The organism is Streptomyces sp. NBC_00209 (assembly GCF_045206345.1).
GTDB lineage: Bacteria > Actinomycetota > Actinomycetes > Streptomycetales > Streptomycetaceae > Streptomyces.
In genome coordinates, this window is sequence record NZ_CP108121.1 from 2611067 (window position 1) to 2625765 (window position 14699).

Consider the following 14699-nt stretch of genomic DNA (forward strand, 5'->3'; position numbering starts at 1 on the left):
CGGCCCCTCCTCGCCGGAAGGTAGCGTCAGGGGCAGCGAACCGTCCGCCGGGCGGAAACGACGAGATGGGGAAGACGTTCACCACATGCCGGACCGACGCCGCACCGCCTTCCGCCAGCCGCTGCCCGAGCGGGCCGCCGTGCTGATGGGCGAGCGCTCCTCCTCGTCCTCTTCCTCCGGCTCCTCCGGTTCCTCCGGGAGCCCGAACGACGACAACCCCTTCGCGCCGCCGCCCGAGGGCCGGCCCGACCAGCCCTGGCAGCCGCGCCACCCGTCCGGCTCCCCGGACGGGTCGACGAACGGCTCCGCGAACGGCGACGACCGGCCCGAGGGCGGACCGTCCGACGACCGGCCGACGTGGGGCAGCCAGTGGAGCAGCCGGCAGCCCGGCCGCGAGAACGGCTCCTTCGGCGGGCGGCCCTCCGGCCCCGGCGGTACGGAGAAGCCCCCGGCCCGTCCGCGCTGGGACCCGACCGACCCCATCCAGCGCCGCGCCCGCTACGCGCTGCTCTCCGGCATGTGGGCCTTCTTCTTCGCGATCTTCGACTTCTCGGAGATCGCCCTGCTGCTCGGCGCGCTCGCCACGTACTGGGCGGTCAGCGCGCTGCGCGCCAAGCCGAAGCCGCCGGTGCCCGGTGCCGCCGCGCCCGCCGGGGCGGAGAGCCCCCAGGCGGACGGGGCCGCTCCCGCGCCGGACACGCTCGCCGCACAGCGCGGCGGCCGGCAGCAGACCACGGCCGCGGTGAGCGGTCTGGTGACGGGCGTGGTCGCGCTGGCGATCGTCGCGACGACGTTCACGGTGCAGATGGTCTACCGCGACTACTACACCTGCGTGAACGACGCCCTGACCAAGTCGGGCCAGCTGACCTGCAACGACCTGCTCCCGAAGCCGCTGGAGCCCTTCTTCGGCGTCAAGCGCTAGCGGTCGGCGGACCGGGGGGGCGCGTCGGTCTCCCGCTCGGTCTCCCGGGCGTGCCAGGGGTCGGTGGGCAGGAAGTCGTACGCGTCGAGGTCGTCGTCGTCCCCTTCGTCCTGGCCCTCGTCCTCGTTCACGTCCTTCGCGGGTACGGGCGGCTCGGGGACGACGGGCGCGGGGGGCTTGGGGGCCTTGGGTGCCTTGATCGTGTCCACCGTGTTCGCCGTGGTTCCCGGCTCCGCCGGTTCGGCGTCCTCCTTCTTACGTCCGCGCAGCCGCCAGGCCCGGAGCAGCAGGGCCGCCGGGACGCCGATGAGCGCCGTCCACGCCAGGGCCGCCGCCCCGGTGAGCCACCACACCGGTCCGAAGTCCGCCAGGGCGTGGGTGCCGAGCGGCCCCCCGGCGGCCGCCGCCAGCAGCGCCGCGCCGAGCCCGCAGCCCGCCGCCCCCAGTGCGGTGGTGAGCGCGGTCTCCCCCGGGCTCCACGCCTCCTCCCGTACGCCCTGGTCCGGCGCCGCTCTCCGCACGGTGAACCAGGCCACCGTCAGCGCCGCCGCCACCGGGACCGCCCCGGCCGCCCAGTTCAGCGGCGCGCCCGGGCCGTGCGCGGGCATCGCGGCCAGCAGCGGGAAGTCGGGGACGGCCGGGGGCCCGGTGAAGGCCAGCGGGGTGACCGTGGACGCCGTGCCGAGGGCGAAGCCGGGGCCGAGCCCGTACGCCGCGCCCCACACCGCCGCGTTCGGCACGAGCCCCAGCGCGAGCAGGAGCACGGCGATGAGGCCGCCCCAGTCGCCGGAGAGCCGGAGGAACGATTGCTGGACCGGTGCGCCGTGCCACACCAGGGCCGACGCGACGACCAGTGCGCCGCCGCCCAGCAGCACCGCGGTCCCGGCCAGCGCCGACCGGCCCACCGCGTCGGCCCGCCGCAGGAACCGGCTGCGCGCCATCGCCTCGTGCAGCCGCACCGGCGCCCAGGAGGGCGGCGGGCCGAGCGGGCGCCCGCGGGCCGTCCACACCCCGGCCGCCGCCGCGCCCGCCACGACGAGGGCGCCGGGAAAGAGCAGCGAGAGCGGCCGCGCGGACAGCGAAGCGCCGCGCGCGTAGAGGGCGACCGCGCCGCCGACCAGCAGGTATCCGCCCGTCACCAGGGCGAACGCACCCCCGGGCGACGGGGCGCCGTGCCCTTCCTCGGGCTCCAGCACGTCCCTGGCCGCCCGGTGCACCAGCCACACCGGCAGCACGGAGAGCAGCAGCGGGACGACGCCCATCGGTGCCGGGGCCCCGGTCAGCGTCTCGGTCCTGACCAGTTCGGCGCCGTGCGCGAGGAGCCAGAGCCCCGCCGCCGCGTGGAACGCCTCGCCGGGACCGCTGTCCGGGGCCGGTGAGCTGATCCAGAGCGCGGCGACGAGGACGACGAGGGAGCCCAGGCCGAGCCCGGCCGCGACGGCACCGCGCAGCACCGCGAAGACCAGTACGACGGGCCGTCCCCGCTCGTCCTGCGACAACAAGGGGCTGCGTTCGGTCACTTGGGTCACGCGGTCATGCTGCCAACGACACGCGCTTATTTCGTGTAACGGGCGAACAGCCGGGGTGTCGATCAATATACGTTTATGTACTTTTTCACCCGGTGCAGGCCGTCTGGGCGGCCCTCATGACGCAGAGCACGTCCGAGAAGGCCACCGCCCCTCCGCTGCCCTCGCCGAAGGAGCGGCGCAGGCTGCGGGAGGCGCTGGCGCTGACGGAGGACCAGGTCGCGTCGGCCGTCGGTGTGACCCGGGCGACGGTGCGGGCCTGGGAGACCGGCCGCAGCAGCCCGCGCGGCCGCAAGCGCGAGGCGTACGCCCGGCTGATCGGGGCGGTCGCGGCCGCCCCTGCGCCCCCGGCGCCCCCTCCGCCGGTTCCTGTCGAAGCCCCCGGGAGCGTTGCCATGGCCGCCACCGAACCGGACGAGGCCGTTGAGCCGGACGAGGCCGTCGAGGCTGAGGCGGCTGTTGAGGCTGAGGCGGCTGTTGCGCCCGACGCGCCCGCTGCCGCGTTCGACGCGTTGTACCAGTACGCCGCCGCGGCCCTCTTCCAGCAGACCTATCTGCTGACCGGGCAGCGCGCCCTGTCCCGCGCGGCCGTGGCCAAGGCGTTCGAGCTGGCCTGGGAGCGGTGGCCGGAGGTCGCGGTGGACCGGGACCCGGTCGGCTGGGTGCGGGCCGCCGCCTACGAGTACGCGATGTCCCCGTGGCGCCGGCTCAACCGGGAGCACCGCCGCGCCGACCCGCCGCCCGAGGCCCCGGCCTCGCGGGCACTGCTGGACGCGCTCCTGGCCCTGCCCCCCTCGTACCGCCGCACGCTGGTGCTGCACGACGGGGTGGGGCTCGGGCTGCCGGAGACCGCGGCGGAGACCGAGGCGAGCACCCGGGCAGCGGCCGGGCGGCTGGTGACGGCGCGGGCGGCGGTCGCCGAGCGGCTGCCCGAGATCGCGGAGCCGGACGCACCGGACGAGCAGTCCGCGCTGATCCACGAGCACCTGGGCGCCCTCGCCCGCAGCCGGCCCGTCGCCCCGCTGCCGGTGCCGGAGCTGATCCGTACCGGCAGCGAACGCAAGGCGCAGCTGTGGGCCCGGACGGCCATCGCGTTCACCGTGCTGATCGTGGGGCTCACGCTGATCACCCTGGCGACGGCTCCCCGGAAGTACGAGACGCCCCCGGCGCCCGCCCAGAAGGTCGGCGGGGTGCCGCCGGTCGGGGGCCCGCAGAAACTGACCCCGCAGGACGTCAAGCTGCGGAAGAAGCTCGGCGACGAGGTCTTCCACAGCCCGGCCCGGCTGGTGCCGGAGGCCGGCTGAACCGGTCCGGCGCACACGACGACGCGGGCCCGTCCCCCGGTGAAGGGGACGGGCCCGCGTCGTGCGTACGGTGACACCCTGCCGCGCGAGCGCGGCGCCGGGATCAGGCGCCGAGGATCTCGCGCGCCAGCTTGGCGGTCTCGGTCGGCGTCTTGCCGACCTTCACGCCGGCGGCCTCAAGGGCCTCCTTCTTGGCCTGCGCGGTGCCGGAGGAGCCGGAGACGATGGCGCCCGCGTGGCCCATGGTCTTGCCCTCGGGGGCGGTGAAGCCCGCGACGTAACCGACGACCGGCTTGGTGACGTTCTTCGCGATGAAGTCCGCCGCACGCTCCTCGGCGTCGCCGCCGATCTCGCCGATCATGACGATCAGGTCGGTCTCGGGGTCCGCCTCGAACGCCGCGAGGGCGTCGATGTGCGTCGTACCGATGACCGGGTCGCCACCGATGCCGACGGCGGACGAGAAGCCGATGTCGCGGAGCTCGTACATCATCTGGTAGGTCAGCGTGCCGGACTTGGACACGAGACCGATGCGGCCGGGCTTGGTGATGTCGCCCGGGATGATGCCGGCGTTGGACTGGCCGGGGGTGATCAGGCCGGGGCAGTTCGGACCGATGATCCGGGTCTTGTTGCCCTTCGAGCCGGCGTACGCCCAGAAGGCGGCCGAGTCGTGGACGGCGATGCCCTCGGTGATCACGACGGCGAGCGGGATCTCGGCGTCGATCGCCTCGACGACGGCGGCCTTCGAGAAGGCCGGCGGCACGAAGAGGACGGACACGTTCGCGCCGGTCTTCTCCATCGCCTCGGCGACGGAGCCGAAGACCGGTACCTCGGTGCCGTCGAAGTCGACGGTCGTGCCGGCCTTGCGCGGGTTCACGCCGCCGACGATGTCGGTGCCGTCGGCGAGCATGAGCTTGGTGTGCTTCATGCCCGTGGCGCCGGTCATCCCCTGGACGATGACCTTGCTGTCCTTGGTGAGGAAGATAGCCATGGTGGTCTGAGTCCCTCTTCCTTACTTCGCGGCCGCGGCGAGCTCGGCGGCCTTGTCGGCCGCGCCGTCCATGGTGTCCACGCGCTGGACCAGCGGGTGGTTGGCGTCGGAGAGGATCTTGCGACCCAGCTCCGCGTTGTTGCCGTCGAGACGCACGACGAGGGGCTTGGTGACGGCCTCGCCCTTCGACTTGAGCAGCTCCAGGGCCTGGACGATGCCGTTGGCGACCTCGTCACAGGCGGTGATGCCACCGAAGACGTTGACGAAGACGGACTTGACGTCCGGGTCGCCGAGGATGATCTCCAGGCCGTTCGCCATCACCTCGGCGGAGGCGCCGCCACCGATGTCGAGGAAGTTGGCGGGCTTCACGTTGCCGTGGTTCTCACCGGCGTACGCGACGACGTCCAGGGTCGACATGACCAGACCGGCGCCGTTGCCGATGATGCCGACCTCGCCGTCGAGCTTGACGTAGTTGAGGTTCTTGGCCTTGGCGGCGGCCTCGAGCGGGTTGGCCGCGGCCTTGTCCTCAAGAGCCTCGTGGCCCGGCTGGCGGAAGTCGGCGTTCTCGTCCAGCGAGACCTTGCCGTCCAGGGCCAGGATGCGGCCGTCCTTGGTCTTCACCAGCGGGTTGACCTCGACGAGGAGCGCGTCCTCGGCGACGAAGGTGTCCCACAGGGTGACCAGGGCCTCGGCGACGCCCTCGGCCACGTCGGCCGGGAACTTCGCCAGGGCCACGATCTCGCGGGCCTTGACGATGTCGACGCCGTCCACGGCGTTGACCGGGACCTTCGCGAGGGCCTCGGGGGTCTTCTCCGCGACCTCCTCGATGTCCATGCCACCCTGCACCGAGGCCATGGCCAGGAAGGTGCGGTTGGTGCGGTCGAGCAGGTACGAGACGTAGTACTCCGCCTCGATCTCCGGCGACAGCTCGGCGATCATCACCTTGTGGACCGTGTGGCCCTTGATGTCCATGCCGAGGATGTCGGTCGCGCGGGCGACCGCCTCGTCGGCGTTCGCCGCCAGCTTGACGCCGCCGGCCTTGCCGCGGCCGCCGACCTTCACCTGCGCCTTGACGACCGACTTGCCGCCCAGCCGCTCGGTCGCCTCGCGGGCTGCCTCAGGCGTGTCGATGACTTCACCGGCCAGCACCGGTACACCGTGCTTGGCGAAGAGGTCCCTCGCCTGGTACTCGAACAGGTCCACGCGCGTCCGTCCCTTATCAATGGTCTCGCGGTTGGTTTTCTGCGTGGGCGTGCCGCGAGGGGCAACGTGACTGCGGTGTCACTAGGAAGGCGCACACGGTGACCGGATACGCGGCATGTCCATCTCGCAGGTTATCCCCGAGGCCGGTGTGACCCTAAATCGCAGATCACACCTGGGCGGTGATTACGGTCACAGAATCCCACTGGTGGGGGCGTTCTCCGGGTCCGGGACCGGCAGGGGGCGCTTCTCGATCGCGGCGGCCATGACGTCCGGGAAGAGGTCCGGCGTACAGGCGAAGGCGGGGGCGCCGAGGGCGGCCAGCGCCGCCGCGTGATCGCGGTCGTAGGCGGGGGCGCCCTCGTCGGAGAGCGCGAGCAGCGTCACGAACTGCACCCCCGACGCCTTCATCGCGGCGACCCGCTTCAGCATCTCGTTGCGGATGCCGCCCTCGTACAGGTCGCTGATGAGCACGACGACGGTGTCGGCCGGCCGGGTGATCCGGGACTGGCAGTAGGCCAGGGCGCGGTTGATGTCGGTGCCGCCGCCGAGCTGGGTGCCGAACAGGACGTCCACGGGGTCGTCCAGCTGGTCGGTGAGGTCGACCACCGCGGTGTCGAAGACGACCAGCCGGGTCCGGAGGGAGCGCATCGAGGCGAGCACCGCGCCGAACACGGACGCGTAGACCACGGAGGCGGCCATCGAGCCCGACTGGTCGATGCAGAGGATGACGTCCTTCTTCACGGACTGGGCGGCCCGGCCGTAGCCGATGAGCCGTTCGGGGACGATCGTGCCGGCGCCGTCCCGGCCGGGCAGCTCCAGGTAGTTCTTGAGGTTGGCCCGGATGGTGCGGTTCCAGTCGATGTCGTGGTGGCGGGGCCGGGTGACCTTCGCGGACCGGTCGAGCGCGCCGGTGAGCGTGGCCCGGGTGCGGGTGGTGAGCCGCTTCTCCAGCTGCTCGACCACCTTGCGGACCACGGCCCGGGCGGTCTCCTTCGTCGTCTCGGGCATGGCCTTGTTGAGCGAGAGCAGCGTGCCGACGAGGTGGACGTCGGCCTCGACGGCCTCCAGCATCTCCGGTTCGAGCAGGAGCGCGGAGAGTCCGAGGCGGTCGATCGCGTCGCGCTGCATGACCTGGACGACGGAGCTGGGGAAGTACGTCCGGATGTCACCGAGCCAGCGGGCCACGGAGGGCGCGGAGCCGCCGAGTCCGGCCGAGCGCCCGCCGCCGCCCCGGCCGCCGGGCCGTCCCCCGCTCTCGTAGAGCGCCGTGAGCGCCTGGTCCATCGCGGCGTCGCGGCCGGTGAGCCCGCGGCCGGTGCTCTCCTCGCTGTCGGCGCCCAGCACCAGGCGCCAGCGCCGCAGCCGCTCGTCGTGGGCGGTGTCCGTGGTCGTCATGCCGTCTCCCCCAGGTGCGGGTCGTCGTGGTGGGCGGGGGTGCCGGGTGCCGTGGGCGTCGCGGGGCGCTCGTCCAGGCCGAGGAGCAGGCGCAGGACCGGGACCACCGCGTCCGCGCGGGCCGCGTCCAGGACCGGCCCGAAGCCCGGGGCCGTCGCGCCCGCCCCCGACGGGGAGCCGGCCCCGGTCGCCCCGGCGGGGGCCGGGCCGCGCCGGACGAGGTCGCCCAGGGTGCGCCGGACGCCCGGTTCGTACGCGGAGAAGGTGCGCCGCAACAGGGGCAGCACGTCGGTGAAGGTGTCGGCGGGGACTCCGGTGAGCCAGGAGTCGACCAGGGCGAGCAGCCGTTCGTCGTGGACGAGGAGCATGCCGCCGCCCGCCGCCCCGCCGACGAAGCCCTCGATCCACGCGGCGGCGTCGGCCGGCGGGGTGCCCGGGGAGAGGGCGAGGCCCATCAGCCGGGCGGCGGCGTCCTGGTCGAGGTGGCCGTCGTCCAGGAGCAGGCGGGCGGCCCGGCCCCGGATGACGCCCGCGACCGTGTCCCGGACGGTGAGCTTGTGCAGCACCGCGCGCCACCGCGCCCGCAGCCCGTCCGCGCTCGAAGGGACGGCTCCGGCGAGCAGCCCGATCGCGGTGTGGACGCCGTCCACCTGGCGGCGCAGCGCCTCGGCCCCGTCGGCGTCGAGCCCGGTGCAGGCAGGGGGCAGGCCGACGCAGATCCGTTCGGCGAGGCCGGCCGCGACCTCGCCGAGCGCGGTGGTGTCCGTGGCGCGGACGTCTCCGTAGCGCAGGGTGCGGGCCAGGGCCGGGAGGGCGTCCGCGAGATGGCCGACGTCGGTGTCGAGCGCGGCGCGGTCGGCGAGGGCCCGCATCACGACCGGCAGGGCGTCCGGCAGGTCGGCGAGCAGGCAGTGCTCGGCCAGCGCGGTGACCTGGGCGAGCGCGGTGGCGGCCAGGGCGTCCGACTCGGCGCGGGCGGTGGCGGCGGAGAGCACGGTGGTGCCCCAGACGCCCGCCTCGGCGACGCGCACATACAGCTCGGGCTCCCAGCTCAGCCGCCAGCTCTCCCGGAAGGTGCCGGTGCTCCCCCGGCCCGTGGCCGGTTCGCCCCAGGCGATGCCGAGGAGGCGGATCCGGTGCAGCAGGCGGCTGCGGGAGGCGTCGGTGTCCTTGCGGAGGTCGAGCTCGATCTCCCGCTCGTCGGCCTCCGGCTTGAGCCGCAGGGTGCGCTGCAGCCGGGTCAGGTCGCGCTGGAGGGGGACGGCGGGGGCGGTGTCGGGGACCTCGCCGAGCGTGGTGCCGACGACGAGGCGGTCGTGGACGAGCGCGAGGGGCACGTCGGAGCCCTCGCCCATGACGGCCCGGATCGCGTCGGTCGTCTCGCTCAGCCCGGCGAGCGGTCGGCCGCGCATCGCGGCGAGCGTCTCGGCGAGCCGGACGGCCTCGATGGCATGGGCGGACGAGACGAACCGGTCCTCGTCGCGCAGGAGTCCGGCGACCTTCGTCATCCACCGCTCGATGGGGCGGTCCGGGGCGGCGAAGAGGTGCTCGTACCAGCCGGGCGACTCGATGCCCGCGCCGTATCCGCTGTGCCGGGCGAGCCTGCGGTGGGTCCAGGGCACCCAGGTCAGTTCGGCCTTGGCCTTGGGCAGGCCCTTGAGCAGCGCCCGGTCGGCGGTGAGCGTCGTCCGCGTACGCAGGGCGGGGACGTGCCAGGCGCCGCAGACCACGGCGAACGCGTCGCCGAACTCCTTGGCTGCCGTACGGAGCTGGATGCGCATGTACGCCTCGCGCACCGCGTCCCGGGGATGGCCGCCGTCCCCGTACGCCTCGCGGAGCGCGGTCATCGCCTCGCCGAGCGCGGCGAAGGCGGCGAGCGGTCCGGCCGCCTCACCGCTGCCGGGGACGCGGTGCTCGACCACGTCCTCCCACCAGCGCTCGGGGTCGTCGTACCCGGCGGTCTCGGCGAGCACCCGGATCGGGTCGACGGGGACGGGCCGTGCGTCCGGCTCCTCCTGGGAGGCTTCGTCGGCCTCCATGGCCAGCGAGTGCGCGGCGGGCAGGTCGATGAAGCGGACGGGCACGTCCCGGGCCAGGGCCCAGCGGATCGCGACCCACTCGGGGGAGAACTCGGCGAACGGCCAGAAGGCGGCCCGGCCGGGGTCGTCCACCGCGTGGGCGAGCAGGGCGACCGGGGGCCGCATCTCCTCGTCGGCCGCGAGCGGCAGCAGCGCGTCGCCCTCGGGCGGGCCCTCGATGAGGACCGCCCGGGGGTTCGCCGTGTCGAGGGCGGCGCGGACGGCGCGGGCCGAGCCGGGGCCGTGGTGCCGCACCCCCAGCAGCAGCGGCCCCGCAGCGCGGGTGCCGGTCATACGGACGCCTCCCGGCAGGCGCGGTAGAAGTCCTTCCAGCCGTCCCGCTCGCGCACCACGGTCTCCAGGTACTCCTGCCAGATCACCCGGTCCGCCGCCGGGTCGCGGACGACCGCGCCGAGGATGCCGGCCGCGACGTCCCCGGGGCGGAGCTCGCCGTCCCCGAAGTGGGCGGCGAGCGCGAGGCCGTTGGTGACGACGGAGATGGCCTCGGCCGTGGAGAGCGTCCCCGAGGGGGACTTGAGCTTGGTGCGGCCGTCGGTGGTGACGCCGTCGCGCAGTTCACGGAAGACCGTGACGACGCGGCGGATCTCGGCGAGGCCGTCGGGTGCGGGCGGCAGGTCGAGCGAGCGGCCGACCTGGTCGACGCGGCGGGACACGATCTCGACCTCCGCCTCCGGGGTGGCGGGCAGCGGCAGGACCACGGTGTTGAACCGGCGGCGCAGCGCGCTGGACAGCTCGTTGACGCCCCGGTCCCGGTCGTTGGCGGTCGCGATGACGTTGAACCCGCGCACCGCCTGGACCTCCTGGCCCAGCTCGGGCAGGGGGAGGGTCTTCTCGGAGAGGATCGTGATCAGCGAGTCCTGCACATCGGCGGGGATGCGGGTCAGTTCCTCGATGCGGGCGGTCATGCCCTGGGACATGGCGCGCATCAGCGGGCTGGGCACGAGCGCGTCGCGGCTGGGGCCGTTGGCGAGCAGCTGCGCGTAGTTCCACCCGTAGCGGACGGCCTCTTCCGGGGTGCCCGCCGTGCCCTGGACGAGCAGCGTCGAGTCACCGCTGACAGCGGCGGCCAGGTGCTCGGAGACCCAGGTCTTGGCGGTGCCGGGGACACCGAGGAGCAGCAGCGCCCGGTCGGTGGCGAGCGTGGTGACGGCGACCTCGACCAGGCGGCGCGGGCCCACGTACTTGGGTGTGATGACGGTGCCGTCGGGCAGGGTGCCGCCGAGCAGGTACGTCGCGACGGCCCAGGGCGACAGACGCCAACGCTCGGGCCTGGGGCGGTCGTCGGCCGCCGCGAGCGCCTTCAGCTCGTCGGCGAAGGCGTCCTCGGCATGCGGGCGCAGTACCTCGCCTGTACTCGCCTGGGTGGTTTCGGACACGGTCATGGATCCCCCTCCGGATCGGTCGCCAAGTCGGTCGGCCGGATGTGGTTCCACCGTGCACCATGGCACTGACAATCGGCCTTTGCGCAGGTCAGGGCGATTGTCAGTGGGGCGGCCTAACGTCGTTGGCATGCTGCTGACTGACGGGGGAGAACCCTTGGGCGCCGCTGCCTCGGCCGCGCGCCGGACGGTGGAGCAGGTACTGGCCCTGGCTCCTGACGACGCCTCACGCAAGGCGGGGAACAAGCTCGGTGCGGCCGGCTCCTGGTCGGACACCGGGTGGGACGGGACGGGTGCGGTGTGGGGGTTGTGCAAGGGCAGTGGGAGCAAGCCGTACCGGACGGTGGCCGACACCACCGGTCCCGCGTACACGTGCAGTTGCCCCAGCCGGAAGTTCCCGTGCAAGCACGCGCTGGGGCTGCTGCTGCTCCACGCCGCCGACGAGGCGGCGGTGCCCGCCGGGTCGCCGCCGGACTGGGCCGAGGAGTGGCTGACCGGCCGCCGCGCCCGTGCGCAGGCGAAGGCGCGGCCCGCCGGGGGTGAGGGTGCGGCGGGTCCCGCCGATCCGGAGGCCGCGCGCAAGCGGGCGGAGAAGCGCGCCGAGCGGATCGGGGGCGGCGCACGGGAGTTGGAGCAGCGACTGACCGACCTGCTGCGGGGTGGTCTCGCGGCGGCCGAGCAGGCGGGGTACGGGCTGTGGGAGGAGACGGCGGCCCGCATGGTCGACGCGCAGGCGCCCGGTCTCGCGGGCCGGGTGCGGGAGCTGGGCGCCGTCCCGGCGTCCGGTCCGGGCTGGCCGGTGCGGCTCCTGGAGGAGTGCGCGCTGCTCCATCTGCTGGACTCGGCCTGGCTGGGCCGCGAGCGGCTGCCGCCCGCGCTCGCGGCCACGGTCCGCACCCGGGTGGGGCTGCCGGCCTCCCCGGAGGGCCCGCCGGTCCGCGACCGCTGGCTGGTCCTCGCCCAGTACGACACGCCTGAGGGCAAGATCGTCACCCGCCGCATCTGGCTGTACGGGGAGGAGTCGGGGCGCACGGCGCTGCTGCTGTCCTTCGGGGCGGCGGGCCGCTCCCCCGCCCAGGCGCTGCCCGTGGGCGTCACGATCGACGCCGGGCTGACGCCCCATCCGGGGTCCGGGCAGCTCCGGGCCGAGCTGGGCGAGCGCTTCGGCGTCCCCGAGCCCGCCGTGACGCCTCCGCCGGGTGTCACGGTCTCCGAGGCGATCGCCGCGTACGGACGGGCCCTGGGCGACGACCCGTGGGCGGAGTCCCGGCCGGTGACCCTGCGCGACGTCATACCGGTGCTGTCCCCGGACGGCTGGCAGCTGGTGGACGCGGCGGGCCGGGAGGCCCTGCCCGTGACCCCCGCCGCGCTGAACCGCTCCTCGCTCTGGAAGCTCGTCGCGGTCTCGGGAGGCGCCCCGCTCACGGTCTTCGGCGAGTGCGGCCACCGGGGCTTCGACCCGCTGGCGGCGTGGCCCGCGGGCGGGACGGGTGCCCCCATCGAGACCGTCACGCTCATCTGACCCCGTAGTCCGGCTCCGAAGGAGGGGCGATGTCCCGTACGACCACACCTGCCGCCACCCCGACAGCGGGCGCGGCCACCGCGTCCGACGCGCTCGCCTCCGTGCCGTGGGAGGAGCTGGTCACCTCGGCCCTGCTCGGCACGGACCGCCGGCCGCCGGAGGGCGCGTCCGGCACCGGCCCGGACGGCGCGGCCGCCGCGCTGCTGGACGCCGCCGCGCTGCGCACCGTGCGGCGGCGGGCGGGACTGCTGCCCGCCGCCGCGTCCCCGCGCCCCGCCGTGGCGCCCGACGATCCCCGGCCGCCCCTGCCGGAAGCGGCCCGCGGCCGGCTGGCCCAGCTCCTGGCGGACCGGGCGGCGGGCTCCGGCGGCAGGCGGGGCGCGGCCCCCGACCTGACGGAGCTGATCCCGCAGTGGCTGGCCACCGCCAACCTGCACGGCTACCGGGCACCGGACTCCGCGCTGCCCGCGCTGCTGGACGCGGCCCGGGCCCGTACCGATCTGCGCCCGCAGACCCTGGAGTTCGCCGGGCCGCGCGGCCTGTGGCTGGCCGGTCTCAACGCGGAGTGGAAGTTCGCGCTGCGCGGCGCGTCCGGCAGCGCGCTGCTCCCCTCGACGGACGACGCGGAGGCGGTGCGCCGGCTGTGGGAGGAGGGCCTGTTCGCGGAGCGGATCGCGCTGCTCGGGGCGGTACGGGCGCGGGACGCGGAGGCGGCCCGCGCGCTGCTGGCCACCACGTGGAAGACGGAACGGGCCGAGGACCGGCTGATGTTCGTGGACTCGCTGCGCACCGGGCTGTCCGCCGGTGACGAGGAGTTCCTTGAGCGGGCGCTCGCGGACCGCAGCCGCAATGTCCGGGCGACGGCGGCCGAGTTGTTGTCGGCGCTGCCCGGTTCGGCGCTGGCCCGGCGGATGGCGGACCGGGCGCTGTCCTGTGTGAGCCCGGGGCTCACCGGTGACGAGCCGTTCGTCGCGGTGGAGGCGCCGCACGAGTGCGACGAGGCGATGCAGCGCGACGGGGTGGCGCCGCTCCCGCCCTCCGGCCGGGGCGAACGGTCGTGGTGGCTGGGCCAGTTGGTGGAGGCGGCCCCGCTCTCCGTCTGGCCGGGGCGGTTCGGCGGGCGCGGCGCGGCGGAGATCGTGGGCCTGCCCGTGGCGGACGGCTGGGGTGAGGAGCTGCACGCGGCCTGGTGCCGGGCGGCCGTGCGGCAGCGCGATGCCGCGTGGGCGCGGGCGCTGCTGGGTCCGCCGTCGACGCCCCCGTCGAACGGACCCGGTACGGCGTCGCTCGCCGAGCGGGCGAAGCTCCTGGCGGTGCTGCCTCCGGCGGAACGGGCCGTCCGGGTGGCGGATTTCGTCGCCGCGCACGGCTTGTCGGAGGCGTTCCAGCTGCTGGGGGTCTGCCCGGTCCCGTGGGCGCCGCCGCTCGGCCGGGCCGTGGTCGACGCGCTCGACATCGCGAGGGACGCGGGCAGCTATCCGTGGAGCTTCAGCGGCGTCATGGGCCTGGCCGAACGCTGCCTCGACCCGGCCGAGGCGGCCCGCCTGGAGGTCCTGACCACCACCCCGGCCGAACCCGCGGACGCCTCCCCCGGTGCGAACGGCTACTGGACGGAGGCGTTCCAGCGCCTGGTCTCCACGCTGCGCCTGCGCGCCACGATGGACAGCGAGCTGTCGGGGGCCCCGGTGCGGTGACCCCGCGCCCCGGGCGCCCGCACCGGCTCCGCCCGGGCACGGAGCCGACACGGACCGCCCGCGCGGCCCGGCCTGCCCGGGGGCGCCGGCGCCCCCGGCGCCTCCGCCGCCCTACGCCTCCGCCGGGTGGCGGACGTTCGCGTTGACCCAGTCGACGATCGCCGTCGTCGTCGCGCCCGGGGTGAAGATCTCCGCGACGCCCTGGTCCTTCAGGGGGGCGATGTCGTCCTCCGGGATGATGCCGCCGCCGAAGACCTTGATGTCCGCCGCGTCGCGGTCCTTCAGGAGTTCGATCACCTTGGCGAAGAGCGTGTTGTGCGCGCCGGAGAGGATCGAGAGGCCGATCGCGTCGGCGTCCTCCTGGATCGCCGTGTCCACGATCTGCTCGGGCGTCTGGTGCAGGCCGGTGTAGATGACCTCCATACCCGCGTCGCGCAGCGCCCGCGCGATCACCTTCGCCCCGCGGTCATGGCCGTCGAGGCCCGGCTTCGCCACCACCACACGGATCGGACCGGTCACACCCATCACTGCCTCCACATGCGTCTCCCGTGCCTGAAGGGCCGGGGATGTGAACGAACGTTATCCACAGCATCCCGCAAGCCGCCGTTTCGCGGTGGGCCGGGAGGGGGAAATCACACCTGGGACATTGTTCACGGGTACCGACCCC

General features: G+C 74.7%; 11 protein-coding genes. 4 read left to right on the plus strand and 7 right to left on the minus strand.

Annotated features, from left to right (window positions below; translation table 11 throughout):
- The first annotated feature begins 85 nt into the window (after nt 1-85).
- A complete protein-coding gene (locus OG867_RS11435) occupies nt 86-922 on the plus strand; it encodes a hypothetical protein (protein ID WP_406284774.1) in 837 nt (278 codons plus the stop codon).
- Here the strand turns inward: OG867_RS11435 and OG867_RS11440 are convergent.
- Nucleotides 919-2442, minus strand: a complete 1524-nt coding sequence (locus OG867_RS11440; RefSeq protein WP_406290900.1) for a DUF6350 family protein — start codon at nt 2440-2442, stop codon at nt 919-921. The genes OG867_RS11435 and OG867_RS11440 overlap by 4 nt on opposite strands.
- Nucleotides 2443-2567: 125 nt before the next feature.
- Between OG867_RS11440 and OG867_RS11445 the strand changes: the two genes are divergently transcribed.
- Nucleotides 2568-3752 carry a helix-turn-helix domain-containing protein gene (locus OG867_RS11445; protein ID WP_406284777.1) on the plus strand — a complete coding sequence of 395 codons (1185 nt, stop codon included), beginning with the start codon at nt 2568-2570 and terminating at the stop codon, nt 3750-3752.
- Nucleotides 3753-3855: 103 nt separating this feature from the next.
- On the opposite strand, the gene sucD is transcribed toward OG867_RS11445, so the two are convergent.
- From sucD to OG867_RS11470, 5 genes are all read right to left on the minus strand, one after another.
- Nucleotides 3856-4740, minus strand: a complete 885-nt coding sequence (gene sucD / locus OG867_RS11450) for a succinate--CoA ligase subunit alpha (RefSeq protein ID WP_328901869.1) — start codon at nt 4738-4740, stop codon at nt 3856-3858.
- A gap of 21 nt (nt 4741-4761) precedes the next feature.
- A complete protein-coding gene (gene sucC / locus OG867_RS11455; RefSeq protein ID WP_328901868.1) occupies nt 4762-5943 on the minus strand; it encodes an ADP-forming succinate--CoA ligase subunit beta in 1182 nt (393 codons plus the stop codon).
- Between the two features lie 189 nt (nt 5944-6132).
- Nucleotides 6133-7338 carry a VWA domain-containing protein gene (locus tag OG867_RS11460; RefSeq protein ID WP_406284779.1) on the minus strand — a complete coding sequence of 402 codons (1206 nt, stop codon included), beginning with the start codon at nt 7336-7338 and terminating at the stop codon, nt 6133-6135.
- Nucleotides 7335-9710, minus strand: coding sequence for a DUF5682 family protein (locus tag OG867_RS11465; RefSeq protein ID WP_406284781.1), 2376 nt, complete (start codon nt 9708-9710; stop codon nt 7335-7337). The genes OG867_RS11460 and OG867_RS11465 overlap by 4 nt, the downstream gene beginning before the upstream one ends.
- Nucleotides 9707-10819 carry an AAA family ATPase gene (locus tag OG867_RS11470; RefSeq protein WP_328901865.1) on the minus strand — a complete coding sequence of 371 codons (1113 nt, stop codon included), beginning with the start codon at nt 10817-10819 and terminating at the stop codon, nt 9707-9709. The genes OG867_RS11465 and OG867_RS11470 overlap by 4 nt, the downstream gene beginning before the upstream one ends.
- 127 nt (nt 10820-10946) lie before the next feature.
- On the opposite strand from OG867_RS11470, the gene OG867_RS11475 reads away from it, so the two are divergent.
- The gene (locus OG867_RS11475) at nt 10947-12338 is read left to right on the plus strand and encodes an SWIM zinc finger family protein (protein WP_406284784.1); all 1392 of its coding nucleotides are present in this window, start codon (nt 10947-10949) and stop codon (nt 12336-12338) included.
- Nucleotides 12339-12367: 29 nt separating this feature from the next.
- On the plus strand, nt 12368-14032 hold the full coding sequence (locus OG867_RS11480; RefSeq protein WP_406284786.1) for a DUF5691 domain-containing protein: 1665 nt from the start codon (nt 12368-12370) through the stop codon (nt 14030-14032).
- Nucleotides 14033-14143: 111 nt separating this feature from the next.
- On the opposite strand, the gene OG867_RS11485 is transcribed toward OG867_RS11480, so the two are convergent.
- A complete protein-coding gene (locus tag OG867_RS11485) occupies nt 14144-14557 on the minus strand; it encodes a cobalamin B12-binding domain-containing protein (protein ID WP_073862686.1) in 414 nt (137 codons plus the stop codon).
- Nucleotides 14558-14699 lie beyond the last annotated feature (142 nt).

What these genes read in the sequence shown, in the direction of transcription:
- OG867_RS11445 (WP_406284777.1), top strand. Translation starts at nt 2,568, where the DNA reads ATGACGCAGAGCACGTCCGAGAAGGCCACCGCCCCTCCGCTGCCCTCG.
- OG867_RS11435 (WP_406284774.1), top strand. Translation starts at nt 86, where the DNA reads ATGCCGGACCGACGCCGCACCGCCTTCCGCCAGCCGCTGCCCGAGCGG.
- sucD (WP_328901869.1), bottom strand. Translation starts at nt 4,740, where the DNA reads ATGGCTATCTTCCTCACCAAGGACAGCAAGGTCATCGTCCAGGGGATG.
- OG867_RS11485 (WP_073862686.1), bottom strand. Translation starts at nt 14,557, where the DNA reads ATGGGTGTGACCGGTCCGATCCGTGTGGTGGTGGCGAAGCCGGGCCTC.
- OG867_RS11475 (WP_406284784.1), top strand. Translation starts at nt 10,947, where the DNA reads ATGCTGCTGACTGACGGGGGAGAACCCTTGGGCGCCGCTGCCTCGGCC.
- OG867_RS11460 (WP_406284779.1), bottom strand. Translation starts at nt 7,338, where the DNA reads ATGACGACCACGGACACCGCCCACGACGAGCGGCTGCGGCGCTGGCGC.
- OG867_RS11480 (WP_406284786.1), top strand. Translation starts at nt 12,368, where the DNA reads ATGTCCCGTACGACCACACCTGCCGCCACCCCGACAGCGGGCGCGGCC.
- OG867_RS11465 (WP_406284781.1), bottom strand. Translation starts at nt 9,710, where the DNA reads ATGACCGGCACCCGCGCTGCGGGGCCGCTGCTGCTGGGGGTGCGGCAC.
- OG867_RS11470 (WP_328901865.1), bottom strand. Translation starts at nt 10,819, where the DNA reads ATGACCGTGTCCGAAACCACCCAGGCGAGTACAGGCGAGGTACTGCGC.